The organism is Streptomyces sp. NPDC048436, assembly GCF_043200355.1.
GTDB lineage: Bacteria > Actinomycetota > Actinomycetes > Streptomycetales > Streptomycetaceae > Streptomyces.
Map to the genome: position 1 here is coordinate 199,211 of NZ_JBICXP010000004.1, position 20,023 is coordinate 219,233.

The 20,023-nt window shown below is 71.3% G+C and carries 14 protein-coding genes; 11 read left to right on the forward strand and 3 right to left on the reverse strand.

Going from position 1 to position 20,023, the window contains the following annotated elements:
• Positions 1-56 precede the first annotated feature (56 nt).
• Positions 57-1,610: an alpha/beta hydrolase gene (locus ACGFX9_RS15775; protein ID WP_393471079.1), complete on the reverse strand. Its 1,554-nt coding sequence runs from the start codon at positions 1,608-1,610 to the stop codon at positions 57-59.
• Between the two features lie 108 nt (positions 1,611-1,718).
• A complete protein-coding gene (locus tag ACGFX9_RS15780) occupies positions 1,719-4,523 on the reverse strand; it encodes a flippase-like domain-containing protein (protein ID WP_393471082.1) in 2,805 nt (934 codons plus the stop codon).
• Between the two features lie 161 nt (positions 4,524-4,684).
• On the opposite strand from ACGFX9_RS15780, the gene ACGFX9_RS15785 reads away from it, so the two are divergent.
• From ACGFX9_RS15785 to nudC, 6 genes are all read left to right on the forward strand, one after another.
• Positions 4,685-5,197 (forward strand): MGMT family protein, encoded by a 513-nt coding sequence (locus ACGFX9_RS15785; protein ID WP_393471085.1) that lies wholly within the window; start codon positions 4,685-4,687, stop codon positions 5,195-5,197.
• A 251-nt stretch (positions 5,198-5,448) separates the two neighbouring features.
• Positions 5,449-8,658, forward strand: coding sequence for an ATP-dependent helicase (locus tag ACGFX9_RS15790; RefSeq protein ID WP_393472421.1), 3,210 nt, complete (start codon positions 5,449-5,451; stop codon positions 8,656-8,658).
• Between the two features lie 113 nt (positions 8,659-8,771).
• Complete coding sequence (locus ACGFX9_RS15795) at positions 8,772-9,467, forward strand: hypothetical protein (protein ID WP_393471089.1); 696 nt, start codon at positions 8,772-8,774, stop codon at positions 9,465-9,467.
• 113 nt (positions 9,468-9,580) lie between these two features.
• Positions 9,581-13,171, forward strand: a complete 3,591-nt coding sequence (locus tag ACGFX9_RS15800) for a UvrD-helicase domain-containing protein (RefSeq protein ID WP_393471092.1) — start codon at positions 9,581-9,583, stop codon at positions 13,169-13,171.
• Positions 13,172-13,181: 10 nt separating this feature from the next.
• Entirely contained in the window at positions 13,182-14,606 is a 1,425-nt protein-coding gene (locus tag ACGFX9_RS15805; RefSeq protein WP_393471095.1) for a dipeptidase, read from the forward strand.
• Positions 14,607-14,666: 60 nt separating this feature from the next.
• Entirely contained in the window at positions 14,667-15,614 is a 948-nt protein-coding gene (gene nudC, locus ACGFX9_RS15810) for an NAD(+) diphosphatase (protein WP_393471098.1), read from the forward strand.
• A 74-nt stretch (positions 15,615-15,688) separates the two neighbouring features.
• On the opposite strand, the gene ACGFX9_RS15815 is transcribed toward nudC, so the two are convergent.
• On the reverse strand, positions 15,689-15,943 hold the full coding sequence (locus tag ACGFX9_RS15815; RefSeq protein ID WP_393471101.1) for a mycoredoxin: 255 nt from the start codon (positions 15,941-15,943) through the stop codon (positions 15,689-15,691).
• 45 nt (positions 15,944-15,988) lie between these two features.
• Here ACGFX9_RS15815 and ACGFX9_RS15820 point away from each other — a divergent pair, with 45 nt between their 5' ends.
• From ACGFX9_RS15820 to ACGFX9_RS15840, 5 genes are all read left to right on the forward strand, one after another.
• Positions 15,989-18,301, forward strand: coding sequence for an ATP-dependent DNA helicase UvrD2 (locus ACGFX9_RS15820; protein ID WP_393472425.1), 2,313 nt, complete (start codon positions 15,989-15,991; stop codon positions 18,299-18,301).
• A gap of 163 nt (positions 18,302-18,464) precedes the next feature.
• Positions 18,465-18,839: a hypothetical protein gene (locus tag ACGFX9_RS15825; RefSeq protein ID WP_393471104.1), complete on the forward strand. Its 375-nt coding sequence runs from the start codon at positions 18,465-18,467 to the stop codon at positions 18,837-18,839.
• Between the two features lie 167 nt (positions 18,840-19,006).
• The gene (locus tag ACGFX9_RS15830) at positions 19,007-19,375 is read left to right on the forward strand and encodes a WhiB family transcriptional regulator (protein WP_393405741.1); all 369 of its coding nucleotides are present in this window, start codon (positions 19,007-19,009) and stop codon (positions 19,373-19,375) included.
• Positions 19,372-19,695, forward strand: a complete 324-nt coding sequence (locus ACGFX9_RS15835; protein ID WP_393471108.1) for a hypothetical protein — start codon at positions 19,372-19,374, stop codon at positions 19,693-19,695. The genes ACGFX9_RS15830 and ACGFX9_RS15835 overlap by 4 nt, the downstream gene beginning before the upstream one ends.
• A gap of 130 nt (positions 19,696-19,825) precedes the next feature.
• Positions 19,826-20,017: a hypothetical protein gene (locus ACGFX9_RS15840; protein WP_393471111.1), complete on the forward strand. Its 192-nt coding sequence runs from the start codon at positions 19,826-19,828 to the stop codon at positions 20,015-20,017.
• Positions 20,018-20,023: the final 6 nt, after the last annotated feature.

The window sequence follows — 20,023 nt, forward strand, 5'->3', positions numbered from 1 at the left end:
CATAGTAGGCGGGGCCTCTGACAATGACCTTGGCGGCCCGGGTGGCGCCGCCGTCCTCACGAACAGACCGTGCCCTCCTTCGGCACCGTGCCGTCCAGCAGATAGCCGTTCACCGCGTCCCGCACGCACTTGTTCTTGCTGTCGTACGCCCCGTGCCCCTGGCCCTTGTACGTCAGCTCGACGCCGACTCCCTTGCCCAGCGCGGTCGCCATCTTCTTCGCGCCCTCGTACGGCGTGGCCGGGTCGCCGGTGTTTCCGATGACGACGACGGGGGGCGCGCCCGGTGCGCTGACGTCCGGGTGGTCGGCGGTGCCGTCCACCGCCCAGTCGGTGCAGCCGGCCATGCCCCACGCCAGATAGTCGCCGAACAGCGGGGACGCCTCGCGGAATTCGGGGAGCTTCTCCTGGACGTACTCCGAGGTGTAGCGGGCCTTGTCGTCCGCGCAGTTGATGGAGATGTTGGCGGCCTGGAGGTTGCTGTACGTACCGTCTTCGTTTCGGCCGTTCATGGAGTCGGAGAGAATCATCAGCGTTTTGCCGTCGCCGTCGTACGCCTGGTCGAGGCCATCGGTGAGGTACGGCCAGAAGTCCTTGGAGTACAGCGCCTGCAAAATGCCGTTAGTGGCGGCGGTCTGCGTCAGTTCGCGCGGCGGCAGGGCGGGCAGCGGCTTGGCGTCCAGGTCCTTGAGGAGCTTCGCGATCTTGCCCTTGACGTCCTGCTCGGTGTCGCCGACAGGGCAGTCCTCGACCTTCGACGTGCAGTCCTTGGCGTAGTTGTCGAGGGCGAGCTGGAAGCCCTCGGCCTGGCCGAGCGAGCCCTGTTCGGCGTTCTCGGTGGGGTCGACGACCGCGTCGAAGACGGCACGGCCCACCTTCTTGGGGAACAAGTGCGCGTAGACGCCGCCCAGTTCGGTGCCGTACGAGATGCCGAAGTAGTGCAGCTTGTCGTCGCCGAGCACCTGGCGCATCAGATCCATGTCGCGGGCCGCGTCGGTGGTGCGTACGTGCGGGAGCACCTTGCCCGAGTTCTTCTCGCAGGCGCCGTTGAAGCTCTTCACGTTGTCGATGAGCTTCTTCCGCTCGGCGTCGTCGTCAGGCGTGGAGTCCTCCTGGAAATACGCGTCGAGCCGCTCGTCGTCCTCGCACTTCACGCCCGCGCTCCGGCCGACGCCACGAGGGTCGAAGCTCACCAGGTCATAGCGGGTGCGCAGCTTGGCGTAGTCCTGTCCGAATGCGGGCAGCGTGGTGACGCCGGAGCCGCCGGGGCCGCCGAAGTTGAAGACGAGCGAGCCGATCCGCCGGTCCTTCTCGCCGCTCGCCGCGGCGCGGATCAGGGCGATGTCCAGGGTGTCCCCCTTGGGCTTGTCCCAGTCGAGGGGGGCCTTCATGGTGGCGCACTGCCACTCGGCGCCGCCGGGCAGCGGGGACGGGGCCTCACCGCCGCCTTCGGATGCCGCGGGCGCGGGGCAGTCCTTCCAGCTCAGCTTCTGGGCCGACAAGTCCGTGTCCTTGGAGGCCCTGGAGTCCTTGGAGCCGTCACCGCCGCAGGCCGCGAGGGACGCAGACAGCAGGACGACGGTGGCGGCGGCACGCGCCTTGAGGTTGGGCATGCTTCCCATCCTGCGGGGGGCGCAGACGGGGCGCACGGCTGGCTCGGCCTTCCGTGGACCCCGCCTCCCCCTGCGAGACAAGGCACTTCTTTAAAGAAGACCCTCCTCTCAGAGAAGGCCCTTCCTGGTGAGGTGGTTGAAGAACAGCCACCCCGGGAGCACCGGCAGCCACAGCGTGAGGAGCCTGAACAGCAGCACCGCGGGCGCCGCCACGTCCTTGGGCACCCCCACCGCGATCAGACCGAAGGTGAGCGTCGCCTCGACCGCGCCGACACCGCCGGGCGTGGGCGCCGCCGAGCCCAGGGCGTTGCCGGCGAGGAAGACCACGGCGACGCTGGCCAGGGTCAGCGGCTTCATCTCCGTGGTGCTGAAGGCGCGTACGGAGGCGTCGAGACAGAGCACGAACATGAGCGTCAGGAGCAGCATGCCGCCGATGCCGGTGAGCAGCTTCTGGGGGCGCTGCAGCACGTCGAGCATGCGCGGCACGACGCCCGCGAACAGCGAACGCACGCGCGTGACGACGAACTTCCGCAGGAACGGGATCGCGGTCACCACGAGCACGAGCACCGCGACCGACAACAGGCCGGCGATGACCGTGCGGGACGGCGTCAGGGACGGCGTCTTCTCCGTACCGGTCAGATAGCCGAAGATCATCAGCAGCATGATGTGCGAGCCGAGCCCGAAGAGCTGCGAGGCACCGACGCTCGCCACCGCGAGACCGGAACGCACCCCGGAGCGCTGCAAGAACCGCGTGTTGAGCGCGACGCCGCCGACCGCGGCGGGCGCCACGATCTTCACGAACGACCCGGCGACCTGCGCCTGCACCGCCCGCAGGAACCCCACACGCTCCGGCACGAACCCCAGCAGGCTCATCGCCGCCGCGAAGTAGCTCAGCACCGAGCAGGCCACGGCCACGGCGACCCAGCCCCACTCGGCCTCGCCGACGATGGTGTTGAAGTCGACGTGGGTGAGCTGCGAGAGCAGGAAGTACGCACCGATGGCACCGGCGATGAAACTGATCAGCGTGCGCGGCCTGATGCGCTCCAGCTGGGCGGGCTCGACGGGCGCCTGCGGCCGGATGAGCAGCACCTGGTGGCGGATCTGGGTGAGCAGATCCTCCTCGCGTGCCTGGTCGAGCGCGACGTCTATGGCCTGCTTCTCGGCCTGCTTCTCCGCGCGCACGGTCTTGCGGTCGGGCCCCTTGGCGCCTTCCGCCGTCTCCGCGCCGGACTCATCGGCCGCCGCCGCGGCAGCCTCCTCGTGGCGGGCCAGCTTGTCCTTGCGCGACGCCTCAAGGACCGCGTCGCGCTCGCGCTGGGACCGTTCCCTGGCCAGCTTGCGCAGGGTCGCGCGCGTGGAGCGGGTCAGGGCGATGGGCTGGAGCAGCGGCAGACAGTCGGCGACCGCGTCCGGGCCGAGCACGTCCAGGGCCGTCGCGACCGCTCGCTCGGCTCCCACGCGCAGCCCGAAGGCGGTCAGGAGCTGGGCGATGTCCATGCGCAGGACCAGGTCGCCCGCGGCGATCTCACCGCCCCGCAGATCGGTCAGGATCACCGTGCCGGAACGATCCACCAAAATCGCGTCGCCCGCGAGCCTGCGGTGCGCGATCCGGCGCGACTGCAGCGCCTGAACCTGGTGCCAGGTGTCACGCAGCAGCTCATCGGTGATGACGTCGTCCGGCAGGGAGTCCAGGGAACGCCCGCCCGTGTGTTCGTAGACGAGCATCACCGCGTCGGGGCCGAGCTCGGAGGTGGCGATCAGCTTGGGGGCGTTGGCCCCGGCCGCGATCGCCGCGTACGCGAGGAGGGCCTCCTGCTCCAGGGCCTGGCGCAGCGACTGCAGGCTGCGGCGCTGGGTGATGCCGCGCAGCGTGAGCCTGCGCCAGACGCGGTAGAAGAAGCCCTGCGCCTGCTGTTCGCGGTCGATGACCGTGACGTCGAGGGGCGGGCCGTCCTCAAGGGTGACGAAGTAGCGCCGGCCGCGGTCGCCGTGCTCGCTGTCCGCGGACTCCTCGCGGGCCGCGTTCACCGGGTGGAAGCCGACGTGCCGCAGACCGGCGAGCAGCGTCTGGCCGGTGGGCCGTACGTTCGGCGAACCGACCGCGTAGAGCGTTCCGTAGGCCACGCTCCAGCCGAGCAGGACCGTCAGGATGATCGAGAACGGCGTGGTGTAGCCGGTGACCAGCATGGTGAAGGCGTCGAGCAGCAGCACCACCCACAGGACCACACGCCAGCGTGGTCTGCGGGCCATCCCGACGGCGGTCATGTACGCGATGACAGGCGCGAGATAGCCGTGCACGGGATCGGTGAGCGCGTGCAGATCGCCGGGGGACGGCCGGGTCAGCGCCTCCTGGATGGAGTCCGGGGCTGCCTTGGCGACCCAGAGGTCGGTGGCCAGCGTCACGCCGTGCGCGAGGACCGCCGCCAGGACGCCGTCGGCGATACGCAGCCCGTCCCGTTTGACCAGGCGTTCGATCGCGAAGGCGACGGGTACGAGCAGTACGCCGATGCTGGCGGTCAGGCCCGCGAACTTGATCAGGAGGTCGGGCGCCTGGTCCGTGCCCTTGTCGATGTCCTGGGCGAGCCCCGACGTCGTGCCGTGCGCGAACGCGGCGATGGCGAGGACCACGACGATCCCCAGGATGCCGACGAGCAGCCGCATCAGGTCCGACGGACGGTGCACGCGCGCGGCGAGCAGCGGTTCGTCGCCGGCGACGCGGTCCGGGTGCGCTCCCTCGCCGTCGGCGCAGTCGGCGAAGTCGGCGAGGCCGTCCTTCTCGTGCGTCTCGTGCTTCTCGTATTTCTTCAGGGAGTGCCCACCGGTGTCCGGGTGCGCCTCGGCCGCAGGGGTGCCCGCCGTCTCATCGGGGTGCACATCCTGCTGCTCCGTCGCCTCTTCTTGATCTCGTATCACCAGTCACCGCCCGCATGATGGTGGCATGTCCCGCCGACAGAGGGGGGCATCAGGGTGCAATGCGGGGGCGCGAAGTGTTCACCCGACTCCAGTTTGTCTCGTACCGCACACTCTGTCGCGGGCCGGTCACGGTGTCGGTGGAGTACGGCAGGATGGACCGGATGAGCGAGGAGAGCGGACCGGAACAGGGGCTTTCGGGGTACCCCGAGTACGCCGAGCGGGTCCTCGAGGTCGCGGAGCTGATCCCCCCGGGGCGTGTGATGACGTACGGCGACGTGGCCGAATGGCTGGAGGAGGGCGGCCCCCGGCAGGTCGGCCGGGTGATGGCCCTCTACGGGAGTGCTGTTCCGTGGTGGCGCGTGGTCCGCGCGGACGGCCGACTGCTGCCGGGGCACGAGCTGCGGGCGATGAGCCACTACCGCGCCGAGGGAACACCGCTGCGGGAGGCGAGCCGGGCGTCCGACACCCATGTGCCGCGTCTGGACATGCGGCGGGCGCGCTGGGACGGAACACGGCCGTACGGGGACGGCGAACCGCGTGGGGACGGCGAACCGCGTGAAGGTGGCGAACCGCACAGGGACGGCGACGCGGCCGGTGGCGGCGGCGCGGGGCGGGGCGACACGGCGGGAAGCGGCGGTGCCACTCGCCCGCGGGCTCCTCAGGCTCACATCTGACAGCTTCCGCCATCCCGGGGCCGCGTGGAGGACCGATGGCCCGTACGGGGGAAGCCCCGCGGCCCGCACGTCGGCTGGCGTAGCGTCGACAGCACGCATTTCTCTCACCCCGCAGCCATCGCGCAGCCTTTTTTCGACCAGTACACCCACCAGGACCGGCGACCCACGTGAGCTCCACTTCTTCCGCCCGGCACACCCGGCACCCGTCGCACCATCAGGTACGACAGGGGACCCAGGGCGCCTATCGACTGGTGCGTACCCCGCCGGTCCGCGTGGATCCCCCTCGTCTTGACGCACGGCAGCGTGCCGTGGTTGACCACCCCGGAGGACCGCTGCTCGTCCTGGCGGGGCCGGGCACGGGCAAGACGACGACACTGGTGGAGGCCGTCGCCGCGCGGATCGCGAAGGGCACGGAACCGGAGCGCGTCCTCGTCCTCACCTTCAGCCGCAAGGCCGCGGTGGAACTGCGCGACCGCATGGCGCTGCGCATAGGCGCGGCCAACGCCCCGCAGGCCACGACCTTCCACTCCTTCTGTTACGCCCTCATCCGCGCCCATCAGGACGCGGACCTGTTCGTCGAGCCGCTCCGACTGCTCTCGGGACCCGAACAGGACGTGGCCGTACGTGAGCTCCTCGCGGGCCAGATCGACCTGGCGGGCGAGGGGCGCTCCCGCGTCCGCTGGCCGGAAGAACTGCGCGCCTGCCTGACCACGCGGGGCTTCGCCGACGAGGTCCGCGCGGTGCTCGCCCGCAGCCGCGAGCTGGGCCTTGGCCCCGACGCCCTGGAGGCCTTCGCCCGCCGCGCGGGACGCCCGGACTGGGGTGCGGCGGCGGCCTTCCTCGCGGAGTACCTGGACGTACTCGACCTGCAAGGAGTGCTCGACTACGCGGAACTCGTGCACCGCGCGGTGCTGCTCGCACGGCGCCCCGAGGTCGCGCGGGCGCTCGGCGCGCAGTACGACGCGGTGTTCGTGGACGAGTACCAGGACACCGACCCGGCCCAGGTGCGGCTGCTGCACGCGCTGGCCGGCGGCGGGCGCTCCCTGGTCGCTTTCGGCGACCCGGACCAGTCGATCTACACCTTCCGGGGCGCCGACGTGAACGGCATCCTGGAGTTCCCCGACGACTTCCCGCGCACGGACGGCACCCCTGCGCCGGTCGAGGTCCTGACGACGTCCCGCAGATCGGGCGCCGGTCTCCTTCAGGCCACGCGCCTGCTCACCCGCCGCATGCCGCTGACCAGGCTGCCCGCGGAGAAGGTGCGGGCCCACCGGGAGCTGGCCGCGGTGCGGGACGGCGGCCGGGTGGAGGCGTACACGTATCCGACGTCGGGCGCCGAGCTCGACAACATCGCGGACATCCTGCGCCGCGCGCACCTGGAGGACGGGGTCCCCTGGAGCGAGATGGCGGTCCTGGTCCGCGCGGGCGCCCACACCATCCCGGCGGTCCGCCGCAGCCTCACGGCATCCGGCGTCCCCCTGGACATCGACGGCGACGACATCGCCCTGCGCCACGAGCCGGCGGTAACGCCGCTCCTTACGGCGCTGCGGGCGGTGGCCGGGGCGGCGCTGGGGGAGGGTGAGGGCCCCTGGCTCGACACCGAGACCGCGCTGGCCCTCCTCACGTCCCCCCTCGCCGGCATGGACGCCGCCGATCTGCGTCGCCTCGGGCGTGCTCTTCGGGCGGAGGAGCGGGCCGCGGGGAACCACCTGCCGCTGCCCTCCGACGAGTTGCTGGCCCGCGCGCTCGCCGAGCCGGAGCGGCTCGTCGCCCATGACCCCGCGTACGCCCGTGGCGCCCAGCGGCTCGGCGCGCTGCTCCGTAAGGCCCGGGAGCGCCTCGCGGGGGGCTGCAGCGCCGAGGAGGCGCTCTGGGAGCTGTGGGACGGCACACCGTGGCCCCGCCGCCTGGAGCGCGCGGCACGGCGCGGCGGCGCGGCCGGGCGCAACGCGGACCGCGATCTCGACGCGGTCTGCGCCCTGTTCGCGTACGCCTCGCGCGCGGAGGAACGCACCGGCGGTCGCGGCGCCCTCAACTTCCTGGAGGAGACCGAGGCGCAGGACATCGCCGCCGACACCCTCACCCGAAGGGGCGTACGCCCCGACGCCGTACGCCTGATGACGGCGCACCGCTCAAAGGGCCTTGAGTGGCGGCTCGTGGTGGTCGCCGGTGTCCAGGAGGGCCTCTGGCCCGACCTGCGCCGCCGCGGCTCCCTCCTGGAGGCCGACCGCATCGGCAGCGACGGCCTCGCCGAGCCCCTCACCCCCGGAGCGCTCCTCTCCGAAGAACGCCGGTTGTTCTACGTGGCCGCCACGCGCGCGCGTGAACGCCTCGTCGTCACCGCCGTCAAGGCACCCGCGGACGACGGCGACCAGCCCTCCCGCTTCCTCACCGAACTCGGCGTCGAGCCCAAGGACATAACGGGCCGCCCGCGCCGCCCCCTGTCCGTCTCCGCGCTCGTCGCCGAGCTTCGCTCCACCACCGTCGACCCCCGGGTCTCGGAGCCCCTGCGCGAGGCCGCGGCCCACCGCCTGGCCCGGCTCGCCGCGCTCAGTGACGCCGACGGGCGCCCTCTCGTGCCGTCCGCGCACCCGTACCGCTGGTGGGGCATGTACGAGCCGACGGCGAGCGAGGTCCCGCTGCGCGACCGCGACAAGCCCGTTGTCCTCTCAGGAAGCGCCCTTGACCAGCTCGCCAACACCTGTTCCCTGCAGTGGTTCCTGGGCCGCGAGGTGAAGGCCGACGCTCCCGCGACCGCGGCGCAGGGCTTCGGGAACGTGGTGCACGTCCTGGCCGACGAGGTCGCGTCCGGCAGGACACCCGCCGACCTCGCCGTCCTCATGGAGCGCCTGGACTCGGTCTGGGACGCGCTGGCCTTCGACGCCCCCTGGAAGTCGGCACAGGAGAAGGAGCACGCGCGCGTGGCGCTCGAACGCTTCCTCCAGTGGCACGTGATGGACCGCACGGCCCGCACCCCCGTCAGCAGCGAGCACGACTTCGACGTGACCCTCGAAGCGGGCCCCTACGAAGTACGCGTGCGCGGCTCCATGGACCGCGTGGAGCAGGACGCGGAAGGCCGCGCCTACGTAGTCGACTTCAAGACCGGCAAACAGGCGCCGACCGCCGCCGAGGTGGCCCGCCACCCGCAGCTCGCCGTCTACCAACTCGCCCTCCGCGAGGGCGCGGTGGACGACGCCTTCGAAGGCGTACGCCCGGAAGCGGGCGGCGCGGAACTGGTGCAGCTGCGCCAGGGCGCCGCCAAGAAGGACGGCGGCGAGACCCTCCCCAAGGTGCAGGCCCAAGAGCCGCTCTCCGGAGAGTGGGTAGGTGACCTGCTCGCCACCGCGGCGGGCAAGGTCCTCGACGAGCGCTTCTCACCCACGACGGGCCAGCACTGCACCCACTGCGCCTTCCGGGCCTCGTGCAGCGCACGGCCGGAGGGCCGACAGGTCGTGGAGTGACACCCGCAGCCGTGCCAGTGGCCAACGTCACCTCTTTTCGCTCGCGTTCATAGCAGCCGCACAGGCCATCTAAAGTCGCCGCAAAGCTCAACGTCTTTCGAGGAGATACATACATGGCAGCCAACCGGAAGCTCCTGGCCGCGGCAGTCGCCTGCGCCGCCGCGTTCGTCGGCATCACGGGCTGCTCCAGCGAGGAGAAGGACCCCTTCGACGGCATGAGTGCCGACAAGATCGCCAAGAAGGCGGCCGACGCGTCCAAGGGCGCGGGTTCCTTCCGGGTGTCCGGCGAGGGCAAGCAAGACGCCAAGACCGTCAAGGTCGACTTCTCGGTCGCCAAGTCCGGTGACTGCGAGGGCAAGATGGACGGCGGCAAGGGCGGCATCGCCGAGCTGCTCGTGTCCGGCGACACCCAGTACATGAAGGGCGACGAGGCGTTCTGGAAGGACGCCATGGGCGGCAGCGGCAAGGCCTCGACCCTGAAGGACAAGTGGGTGAAGACGCCGAACGCCAAGGGCGAGGGCATCTGCAACGCGGACGCCATGTTCCAGACCAAGGACCTCAAGAAGCTCAAGCGCGGCGACGACTCCGAGGTCGGCGGCAAGAAGGCGGCCGTCCTCACGAAGAACGAGTCCGGCAAGAAGACCAGCTTCTACGTCGCCGCCGAGGGCAAGCCGTACTTCCTGAAGGTCGTCACGTCGGGCAAGGAAGACCCGGGCACGATGAACTTCACCGACTACGGCAAGCCCGTCGCCGTCAAGGCCCCCGCGCCGGGCGACGTCATGGACATGGAAGAGCTCATGAAGCCCTGACACAGCTCATGAGGCCCAGACACAGCTCATGAAGCCCTGGCACCACGCGTGACGGCGGCCACCGACAGCCGGAGATGCCCCGATTGTCAGTGGCCGCCGCTAGCCTCTCTGACGTGCCACCTCGTATCACCGACCCCGAGCAGCTCAAAGAGCTCCTCGGTATCCCGTTCACCCCGGAGCAGACGGCCTGCATCACCGCGCCGCCCGCCCCGCAGGTCATCGTGGCCGGAGCCGGGTCGGGCAAGACGACGGTGATGGCGGCCCGTGTGGTCTGGCTGGTCGGCACCGGCCAGGTCGCCCCCGAGCAGGTCCTCGGCCTGACGTTCACGAACAAGGCGGCGGGTGAACTCGCCGAGCGGGTGCGCCAGGCGCTGATCAGGGCCGGGGTCACCGACCCCGAGACACTGGACCCGGACCACCCGCAGGGCGAGCCGGTCATCTCCACGTACCACGCCTTCGCGGGCCGCCTCCTGACCGACCACGGGCTGCGCATAGGGCTCGAACCCACCTCCCGGCTGCTCGCCGACGCCACCCGCTTCCAGCTCGCCGCGCGCGTGCTGCGCGAGGCGCCTGGCCCCTATCCCGCGCTGACCCGCTCCTTCCCCGACCTCGTCAGCGACCTCCTCGCGCTCGACAGCGAGCTCGCGGAACATCTCGTACGGCCGGACAGGCTGCGCGCGTACGACACCGAACTGCTGCACGCCCTGGAGGGCGCCAAGCTCTCCAACGCCGACCTGCGCAAGGTCCCCGAGACGGCGGCGGCCCGGCTCGAACTGGCCGAGCTAGTAGGCCGCTACAGGGAGGCGAAGCGCTCCCGCGACCTCCTCGACTTCGGCGACCAGATCGCCCTGTCCGCCACGCTCGCCCGCACCCGCGCGGAGGTCGGCGAGATCCTGCGCGAGGAGTTCCGCGTCGTCCTGCTCGACGAGTATCAGGACACCTCGGTCGCTCAGCGCATCCTCCTGGCAGGCCTCTTCGGAGGCGGCACCGGCCACCCCGTGACGGCGGTCGGCGACCCCTGCCAGGCGATCTACGGCTGGCGCGGAGCGTCCGTCGCCAACCTGGACGACTTCCCCGAGCACTTCGCGTACGCCGACGGGCGCCCCGCCGCCCGCCACGCGCTCAGCGAGAACCGTCGCAGCGGCGGCCGCCTGCTCGACCTCGCCAACGGCCTCGCGGAGCCGCTGCGCGCGATGCACGCGGGCGTGGAGGCCCTGCGGCCCGCGCCCGGCGCCGAGCGCGACGGCATGGTGCGCTGCGCCCTGCTGCGCACGCACACCGAGGAGATCGACTGGGTCGCCGACTCCATCGCCCACCTCGTAGGCACCGGCAAGGCCCCCGGTGAGATCGCCGTCCTGTGCCGCACGGCGACGGACTTCGCGCAGATCCAGGGGGCGCTGGTCGCCCGCGACGTCCCCGTGGAGGTCGTCGGCCTCTCCGGCCTTCTGCACCTCCCGGAGGTCGCCGACCTCGTCGCCGTCTGCGAGGTGCTCCAGGACCCGGGCGCCAACGCCTCCCTGGTGCGCCTCCTGACCGGCCCGCGCTGGCGCGTCGGCCCGCGCGACCTCGCCCTCCTGGGCCGCCGCGCACGCCTTCTCGTACGCCATGGGCACGCGGCCCCGGACGACGATCCGGACCGGCGTCTCGCCGAAGCCGTCGAGGGGGTCGACCCGGCCGAGGTGATATCGCTCGCGGACGCGCTCGACACGTTCCTGGAGACGCCTCTGGACGACGGCACGGAGGACGACGGACTGCCCTTCTCGCCGGAGGCGAGGGTGCGGTTCGCGCGCCTGGCCGCCGAACTGCGCGACCTGCGCCGCTCGCTGGCCGACCCCCTGATGGACGTCCTGCACCGGGTGCTCGCCGTCACGGGCCTGGAAGTCGAACTCTCCGCGTCGCCGCACGCCCTCGCGGCCCGCCGCCGCGAGACGCTCTCGAACTTCCTGGACGTCGCCGCGTCCTTCGCCGCGCACGACAGCGCGGCAAGCCTGCTCGCCTTCCTCGCCTTCCTGCGGACGGCCGCGCAGTACGAGAAGGGCCTGGACAACGCACTGCCCGGCGGCGAGAACACCGTCAAGGTGCTCACCGCCCACAAGTCCAAGGGCCTGGAGTGGGACGTCGTGGCCGTCCCCGGCCTGGTCACCGGGACGTTCCCCAGCACCCAGGGCCGCGAGAAGTGGACGTCCCAGGGCAAGGTCGTCCCGCACGCGCTGCGCGGGGACGCCGCGACGCTGCCCGACATCGCGGCGTGGGACGCCCGGTCCATGAAGACGTTCCACGAAGACATGAAGGACCACCAGCGCACCGAGGAGCTCCGCCTCGGCTATGTGACCTTCACCCGCCCCCGCTCGCTGCTCCTGGGCTCAGGCCACTGGTGGGGCCCTTCCCAGAAGAAGCCGCGCGGCCCTTCGGACTTCCTCCAGGCGCTGTACGACCACTGCGCGGTCGGTCACGGCGAGATCGAGGCCTGGGCGGACGAGCCGGAGGAGGGCGAGGAGAACCCCGCCCTGGCGGAGGCGGCCGCCGAGCACGCGTGGCCGCTCCCGCTGGACGACACGTCCCTGGCCCGCCGCCGGGCCGCCGCGCAGACGGTCCTCACCCACCTGGGCCGCCTGACGGGGGAGGGAACACCGGACGACGCCCGCTCGCACGAGGAGGCCCACCCCTCGGCGTACGACGACGTTCCCCCCTCCGAGGACCCGGACTGGCCGCCCCCTCCGGAGGACGAGGAGCCGCCTTACGGAGAGGGCGACTTCCCGGACGTCACCCCGGACGACTGGGACGCCCTGCCCCAGGAACGCCCCGCGCTGCCCCACGCGCGCGTGCATCCCGCCGCACACCCCGAAGAGGACCCGCGCCAGGCGGAGGACCCGCACCAAGCGGCCGTCCCGCACCAGGCCGCCCAGCCGGACGCCCGCCCGCACCCGCCCGAAGCCCTCCCCGAGCGCTCCCGTCTCACCCCGGAGGAGTCCCGCACCCTCGCCTCCTGGGACCGGGACCTGGACGCCCTCACCGGCGAGCTCCTGCGCGCCCGCGAGGCGATCAGGGACATCCCCGTCCCCGCCTCCCTCACCGCGTCCGAGGTGCTGCGCCTGGCCGCCGACCCGGAGGGCTTCGCGCGGGAGCTCGCCCGCCCCATGCCGCACCCTCCGCAGCCCGCGGCCCGGCGCGGCACCCGCTTCCACGCCTGGGTGGAGACCCGCTTCGAAGAGCTGCGGCTCCCCCTGCTCGGCCCCGATGACCTGCCGGGCGGCGGCCCCGGCGAGGCCGAGATCGCCGACGAACGCGATCTGGAAGCACTCAAGGAAGCCTTCGAGCGCACCGAGTTCGCCCACCGCACCCCCCATCGCGTCGAGGTGCCCTTCCAGCTGACGCTCGCGGGCCGCGTCGTCCGAGGCCGGATCGACGCGGTCTACAAGGAGGTCGACGGCGACGACGTCACGTACGAGATCGTCGACTGGAAGACCAGCCGCGCCGGCACCGCCGACCCCCTGCAGCTCGCCGTCTACCGCCTCGCCTGGGCCGAGCTGCACGACGTGCCCCCGGAGTCCGTGAAGGCGGCGTTCCTCTACGTCCGCACCGGCGAGACCGCCCGCCCCGCACACCTGCCCGGCCGGGCCGATCTTGAGCGGATCCTGCTGGAGGAACCGGGCGGCCGGTCGGGTGACGAACCACCGGACGGACCGACCGCGGCGGACGGCTAGGCTCGTGACCATGAGCAAGCCCGTTGACAGCGCCGTTGACAGTGGCGTCAGCGCTGTCCGTACGTACATCCAGACCCACCGTGCCGCCTTTCTCGACGATCTCGCCGAGTGGCTGCGCATCCCGTCCGTGTCGGCGCAGCCCGCCCATGCCCAGGATGTGCGGCGCAGCGCGGACTGGCTCGCCGCCAAGCTCAAGGAGACCGGCTTCCCGACCGCCGAGGTCTGGCAGACGCCCGGCGCTCCCGCCGTCTTCGCCGAGTGGCCGTCCGGAGACCCTCAGGCGCCCACCGTCCTCGTCTACGGCCACCACGACGTGCAGCCCGCGGCCCGCGAGGACGGCTGGCACACCGAACCCTTCGAGCCCGTCGTCCAGGGAAACCGCCTCTACGCGCGCGGTGCCGCCGACGACAAGGGTCAGGTGTTCTTCCACACACTCGGCGTCCGCGCCCACCTCGCCGCCACCGGCCGCACCACCCCCGCCGTGAACCTGAAGCTCCTGATCGAGGGCGAGGAGGAGTCGGGCTCCCCGCACTTCCGCGCGCTGATCGAGGAGCGCAAGGACCGCATCGCGGCCGACACGGTGATCGTCTCGGACACCGGCATGTGGGCGGAGGACACCCCCACGGTCTGCACCGGCATGCGCGGCCTCGCCGACTGCGAGATCGAGCTGCGCGGCCCCGACCAGGACATCCACTCCGGCTCCTTCGGCGGCGCCGTCCCGAACCCGGCGACCGCCGCCGCCCGCCTCGTCGCCGCCCTGCACGACGAGCACGCGCGCGTGGCCGTGCCGGGCTTCTACGAAGGCGTCACCGAACTCACCGACCGCGAGCGCGAACTCTTCGCCGAGCTGCCCTTCGACGAGGACAGCTGGCTGCGTACGGCCAAGTCGCACGCGGCCTACGGAGAAGCGGGTTACACCACCCTGGAGCGCATCTGGGCCCGCCCCACCGCCGAGGTCAACGGCATCGGCGGCGGGTACCAAGGAGCGGGCGGCAAGACGATCGTCCCGTCGTCCGCCCTCCTGAAGCTCTCCTTCCGGCTGGTCGCGGGCCAGGACCCGGACCGCGTCGAAGAGGCCGTGCGCACCTGGGTCGCCGACCAGATACCGGCCGGAATCAGCCACACGATCACCTTCGGCGCCGCCACGCGCCCGTGCCTGACGCCGCTCGACCATCCCGCGCTGCAGTCAGTCGTACGGGCGATGGGCCAGGCGTTCGAGCAGCGGATCCGCTTCACCCGAGAGGGCGGCTCCGGACCGGCAGCCGACCTCCAGGACGTACTCGCCGCCCCCGTGCTCTTCCTGGGCATCTCCGTCCCGTCCGACGGCTGGCACGCGCCGAACGAGAAGGTCGAACTCGACCTGCTCCTCAAGGGAGCCGAGACGACGGCCTACCTGTGGGGCGATCTCGCCGGGCCTCCGCGAGATGCACACTGAATTCACCGCCCTGCCGATCCCGCTGAACCACCCATTCCATCGGGGGAGTTGGAAGCACCTGTGACCACCTGGACCGACCGCACCGCTGACCGTCCCGTCTCGCTCACCGCACTGAGCGGCATCGACCGCGCGGCCCACCACCGCCTCGACGAGGCGTGGCTCGCCGCCGCCTGGAGCCATCCCACGACACGGGTCTTCGTGGTCTCCGGCGGACAGGTGCTCATCGACGAGACAACGGACGGCGCCACCGAACTGGTGATGACCCCGTCGTTCGAGGCGCCCCTCACCGAAGCCCACCGCTACTTCCTTGGCACGGACGACGACGGCGTGAGCTACTTCGCGCTGCAGAAGGACTCCCTGCCGGGCCGCATGGACCAGTCGGCGCGCCCCGCGGGCCTGCGCGAGGCGGGCCTGCTCCTGTCGCCCCGTGACGCGGGCCTGATGGTGCACGCCGTCGCCCTGGAGAACTGGCAGCGCCTGCACCGCTTCTGCTCGCGCTGCGGCGAGCGCACCGTCATCGCGGCGGCCGGCCACATCCGCCGCTGCCAGGCGTGCGGCGCCGAGCACTACCCGCGTACGGACCCGGCCGTGATCATGGCGGTCACGGACGACGAGGACCGCATCCTGCTCGGCCGCCAGGTGCACTGGCCCGAGGGCCGCTTCTCGACCCTCGCGGGCTTCGTCGAGCCCGGCGAGTCCATCGAGCAGTCCGTGCGCCGCGAGGTCTGGGAGGAGGCGGGTGTGACGGTCGGCACCGTCGAGTACGTCGCCAGCCAGCCCTGGCCGTTCCCCTCCAGCCTGATGCTGGGCTTCATGGCCTCGGCGACCTCTTCGGAGATCAACGTCGACGGTGAGGAGATCGAGGAGGCGCGCTGGTTCTCCCGGGAGGACCTGCGGGCGGCGTTCGAGTCCGGAGAGGTGCTGCCTCCCTTCGGCATCTCGATCGCGGCCCGGCTGATCGAACTCTGGTACGGAAAGCCGCTGCCGAGGCCGGGCAGCGTCGGCTGAGCTCGTCGATTGATCCGAGACGCAGAAGACCCCCGCACCCGAGAGGAGCGGGGGTCTTTCCGGTGGAGCGGGACTCAGGCGGCGATGGCCTGCTTGACCTGAGCGAGACTCGGGTTCGTCATGACGGACTCGGTACCCGAGTCGGAGACGACCAGCAGCGTGGGGACGGTCTGGTTCCCGTCGTTCGCCTTCTCGACAAAGGCCGCGGATTCCGGGTCGTGCTCAATGTTGATCTCGTTGTACGTGATGCCCTCGCGGTCCATCTGGCCCTTGAGCCGGCGGCAGTAGCCGCACCACGTGGTGCTGTACATCGTCACAGTGCCCGGCATGTGTCTCGCGCTCCTTTGTCGCTCGGGGTGCGTCATCGCAATGACCTGAACGTACGTGACCTCGCCACCATTCCCGCATTAGTACGACCGCGCCGGCCTCCCTGTGGACAACCGGCTCACCCGCCTCCGCCGACCTGGCAGCATGGCGGGGTGACAGCAGCAACGCATTCCCCCCTCTTCCCGCAGGTCCCGGACTCTGCCGACGCGGTGCTCGCCGGGCTCGACCCCGAGCAGCGCGAGGTGGCCACCGCCCTGCACGGGCCGGTGTGCGTCCTGGCGGGCGCGGGGACGGGCAAGACGCGGGCGATCACCCACCGGATCGCCTACGGGGTGCGCGCCGGCATCCTGCAGCCCGGCAGCGTGCTCGCCGTCACGTTCACCAACCGCGCGGCGGGTGAGATGCGCGGACGCCTGCGGCAGCTCGGCGCCTCCGGGGTCCAGGCACGCACGTTCCACTCCGCCGCCCTGCGCCAGCTCCAGTTCTTCTGGCCGAAGGCGGTCGGCGGCTCGCTGCCCCGGATCGTCGACCGCAAGATCAAGCTCGTCGCGGACGCGGCCGCCGCCTGCCGCGTCCGCCTGGACCGCAATGAACTGCGCGACGTGACGAGCGAGATCGAGTGGTCCAAGGTCACCCAGACCGTCCCCGCGGACTATGCGGCAGCCGCCGCGAAGTCGGGCCGCCTCATCCCCAGGGACGCCGCGGAGATCGCCCAGCTGTACGGCGCGTACGAAGACCTCAAGCGCGACCGCTCCGTCATCGACTTCGAGGACGTCCTGCTCCTGGCCGTCGGCATCCTCCAGGACCGGCACGACATCGCCGACCAGGTCCGCGCCCAGTACCAGCACTTCGTGGTCGACGAGTATCAGGACGTCAGCCCGCTCCAGCAGCGCCTGCTCGACCTGTGGCTCGGCGACCGCGACAGCCTCTGCGTCGTCGGCGACGCCAGCCAGACGATCTACTCCTTCACCGGCGCGACCCCCGACCACCTGCTGAACTTCCGCACCCGCCACCCAGGAGCGACGGTCGTCAAGCTCGTCCGGGACTACCGCTCCACACCCCAGGTCGTCCACCTCGCCAACGGCCTGCTCTCCCAGGCCCGTGGCCGCGCCGCCGACCACCGCCTCGAACTGATCTCCCAGCGCGAAGCCGGAGCCGAGCCGGTCTACGTGGAGTACGCGGACGAGCCCGCCGAGGCCGAAGGCGCCGCCCGCCGCATCCGCGCCCTCATCGCCGACGGCGTACCGACCAGCGAGATCGCGGTCCTCTTCCGTACGAACTCGCAGTCCGAGATCTACGAACAGGCCCTCGCCGACGCCGGTGTGCCCTACCAGCTGCGCGGGGCCGAGCGGTTCTTCGAGCGCACCGAGGTCAGGGAGGCGGGCGCGGCCCTGCGCGGAGCGGCCCGCTTCGGGGGCAACGACGCACTGCTCGACGACGTCATCGACCTGCCCTCACAGGTCCGGGCCGTCCTGTCCACCAAGGGCTGGACGACGCAGCCCCCGGCGGGCTCCGGCGCGGCCCGCGACCGCTGGGAGTCCCTGGCGGCCCTGGTGCGCCTCGCGGAGGACTTCGTGCGGGCCAAGCCCGACGCGACGCTCTCCGATCTCGTGGGAGAGCTCGACGAGCGCGCGAGCGCGCAGCACGCACCGACCGTCGAGGGCGTCACCCTCGCATCGCTGCACGCGGCCAAGGGCCTGGAGTGGGACGCCGTCTTCCTGGTCGGTGTCGCCGAAGGCATGATGCCGATCACGTACGCCAAGACCGACGAACAGATCGAGGAGGAGCGCCGCCTTCTGTACGTGGGTGTCACCCGGGCCCGCATCCACCTCTGTGTCTCCTGGGCGCTGTCCCGCTCACCGGGCGGCCGTCCCAGCCGTCGCCCCAGCCGCTTCCTCGACGGCCTGCGCCCGGGCTCGGGAGCGGGCACCGGAGCCCGCGCGGCCGGCGGCGGCCCCGGCGGTGTCGAGCGCGGCACCGGCGGCACGGGGAGCGGCGGCCCCAAAAGCCGCCGGCGCGAGAGCAGGTCCCCGGCCCGGTGCCGGGTCTGCGGGCGGACTCTGACCGGCGCGGGCGAGATGAAGCTGATGCGGTGCGAGGACTGCCCGTCCGACATGGACGAAGGGCTCTACGAGCGTCTGCGGGAGTGGCGCGCGGGCCAGGCGAAACAGCTGGGACAGCCCGCGTACTGCGTCTTCACGGACAAGACCTTGATCGCCATCGCGGAGGCCGCGCCCGACGAAGAGGGCGATCTGGCCCGCATCCCCGGCGTCGGCGTGCGGAAGTTCAACCGCTTTGGATCTGATGTCCTCGCCATCTGCGCAGGTGAAGAGCGTGTAAGGGGCGCCGATGGCAACTGATTCAAACTCGTCGAAAAAATAGTTTGCGCATGCGCAAGGAAGACCCATAGGTTCTTAAGCACGGGAACGGCGGGCTTCTCCGAAGCCCTCGCCTCGTGCTGTACTTAATAGCCGCAGGATCGGTTTCGACCGATCCCATAGACGCCGAGAGGAGGCGATTCCAGTGATCAGCATCAACGAGAGCTTCATCAGCACCGCGAAAATGACCGATCGCTCGGTCGTCGCTTCCTGCCTGCTCGGCTTCTCGAACCTGGGCACCGGTCTGTCCGGTGGCATCGCTGCCGCCGCCATCCGTCCGGAGTCCTCCGTCCTGCCTCTCTCCCTCCCGCGTCGCACCGCTCTCAACGTGCTCCCGATGCGTGAGGTCAATGAAGGCAGCGAGCGAGCGACCAAGGCACCGGAAGCAGTAGCGACGGCCCAGGCGCAGGCCTATGCCTTTGCCGCGGCCGGTGCCGGTGCCAAGAAGCAGACGACGACGCAGCACCACCACAAGATGTGGGCCTTCCGTGGGCTCGAACCCTGGAGCGATCCAGTCTGATCCTCGATCAGACCGGCGCCTTCAGGGCCGCGGAACCCCACCCGGGATCCGCGGCCCTTCTGTTTTCCCCAAAACGGGATGACGGAGCGAAGGGGCCGAGCAAGACCCGGTACCAGCCGCCAACCGGCCGACCCAGGCCGGCACGACCAGACGAGGAAAACACCACCGTGCAACTCGAAGCGCACGCCCCGTCCGTACCGCCTTCAGAGACGCTCCCGCCGCCTGTTCCTACGGAGGACCCGACCTTGACTCCCCTTACCGCGCTCACCGCGCTCGACGACGCCATCGAGAACCTCGGTGTACCCGTCCCCTGCCGTGCCTACGACCCGGAGGTCTTCTTCGCCGAGTCGCCGGCCGACGTCGAGTACGCCAAGTCCCTCTGCCGTACCTGTCCGCTGATGGAGGCCTGCCTGGCCGGCGCCAAGGAGCGGCGTGAGCCGTGGGGCGTCTGGGGCGGCGAGCTCTTCGTCCAGGGTGTGGTCGTTGCCCGCAAGCGGCCCCGTGGCCGTCCGCGCAAGAACCCGGTCGCGGCATGAGCACGACCGGAACGATCGATCGCCCCCTGACGCACGACCCCAAGAAGCAGGCCCCGATGAAGGCAGCCACCGCCGAGCCCGCGCGCTCCGCATCCCCAGACTTCACCACCACCGGTGCGAACGACTCGCGCCAGAACAGGACCCGCGAGATGCAACTCATCCCAGAAGCCATGGCTCGTGCGCATATGCACGAACGCATGCGTGAGGCCGAGGCCCAGCGCCCCGCCGCCCGTGTGATGGCGGCCCGCCGGATGCAGCGCCGTGCCGAGCGCGCGTCGCTGCGCGCCAAGCGCGCGCTCGCCATCGCCGTCATGCAGTGACGAGGCGAAGCTGACAAGGCGACGCTCCGGCTGAGCTTCACCACATGCCCGCGGGGGCCGGTCCGAACGGACCGGCCCCCGCGGTGCGTTGTGCCGGGCGAACCTCCAAAAGCGGCGATAGGGTCGCCGGGTGGACCAGCAGACTCCTCAGCCCGCAGGCGCCGAGAATCTCGTGTGTTCCCGCTGCGGAACGGTCGCCGAAGGCGCGCCGCCCACCTGGACCTGCTCCGTGGAGAACGGCGTCCGTCGCTACTTCTGCGACTCCTGTGCGCGCGAGAACATCAGAGCCATCGAGGGGCGACTCGACTCCCCCTGGTGGTGACAGTGG